Origin of the sequence: Corynebacterium sp. BF-R-2 (assembly GCF_024586525.1) — a bacterium.
GTDB classification, from domain to species: Bacteria; Actinomycetota; Actinomycetes; order Mycobacteriales; family Mycobacteriaceae; genus Corynebacterium; species Corynebacterium singulare.
Genome location: NZ_JAMFTP010000034.1, coordinates 1 through 1,105, shown reverse-complemented (window position 1 = coordinate 1,105; position 1,105 = coordinate 1). Strand labels below are relative to the sequence as shown.

Here is a 1,105-nt window from a genome sequence, read left to right as displayed (position 1 = left end):
GGCCCTTCCGGTTTTAGAGTGCGTTGATTTTGTCCTGTAGCTGTCCGGAGTGGATTAGGCATCGCAAGATGTAGTGGTTGAGGTTTTTAAATCCTAAGGCGATGCCGCGTAGGTGCTCGAGTCGGCCGTTGATTGCCTCGACGGGGCCGTTGGAGGCGCCGATTTCAAAGTAGGCGAGCACATCTTTGCGTCTTCGCCACAGGGTGCGGCCCAGTTGGGCGAGCTCTTCTAAGCCTTTCGGTAATCCTTTACGCAGGGTGTGGATGATGCGTTCCATGAGCTTTTTGCCTTCCGATTTCTTCGGATGCGCGTACGCTGCGATCATGTCTTGGTAGAGCAGCCACGTTACTTCTAGGGCCACGTAGTCGTCATCGGTGGCCCACAACATTTCTAAGCGTTGCTTTTGCCGCTCGGTGAGATAGTTCGTCCTGGTTAACAGGGTGCGCCGGTGCTTGTATAGTGGGTCATCTTTGCGTCCGCGGCGCCCGGTGGTCTCACGTTGGAGTCGTTGTCGGCATGTGGTGAGTTTGTCGGCTGCTAGATGCACCACATGGAAAGGGTCCATGACTTTATTCGCCTGTGGTAGTTGTTCTTCGACTGCGGTGGCATAACCGGTGAACCCGTCCATTGTTACTACCTGTATCTGCTCCCGGAAGCTGGGGTCGCGCTCTTTCAGCCACCCGCTGAGCACGTCTGCGGAGCGTCCTGGTCGCATGTCTAACAAGCGGGCAGGACCACGCCCGTCTACCAGCGGGGTGAGGTCAACAAGTATGGTCACCAGGTTTGATGGCTGACCTGGTTTGCGGGTGTGTTTCCATACATGTTCATCGACTCCGAGGATGCGAACCCCGTCTAGGTGACAGGGGTCGCCGTAGACAAGCTGGCGGCAGGCATCCAGCGCGACTTGGTTGACCAGGTCCCATCCCACACCGAGTGCTTTGGCGGTAGCTGACACACTCATCCGATCAATAGCAAGACGCTGCAAGATCCAGCGGGTGACCCGATAAGTCAGCTTGGAGCCGTCATCCGCGCAAGCCAAGGAAGCCTGGAAGATCTTCCTTGGGCACGACGTGGCTGTGCACAAGAATCTGGGGACTGTTACGTG

At 56.7% G+C, this 1,105-nt stretch carries 1 protein-coding gene; it reads right to left on the bottom strand.

Features of this window, described 5'->3' with window-relative positions; genetic code table 11:
• Window positions 1-13 precede the first annotated feature (13 nt).
• A partial coding sequence (locus M5J09_RS13155) for an ISL3 family transposase (protein WP_257158162.1) occupies window positions 14-1,105 on the bottom strand: 1,092 nt, incomplete at its 5' end.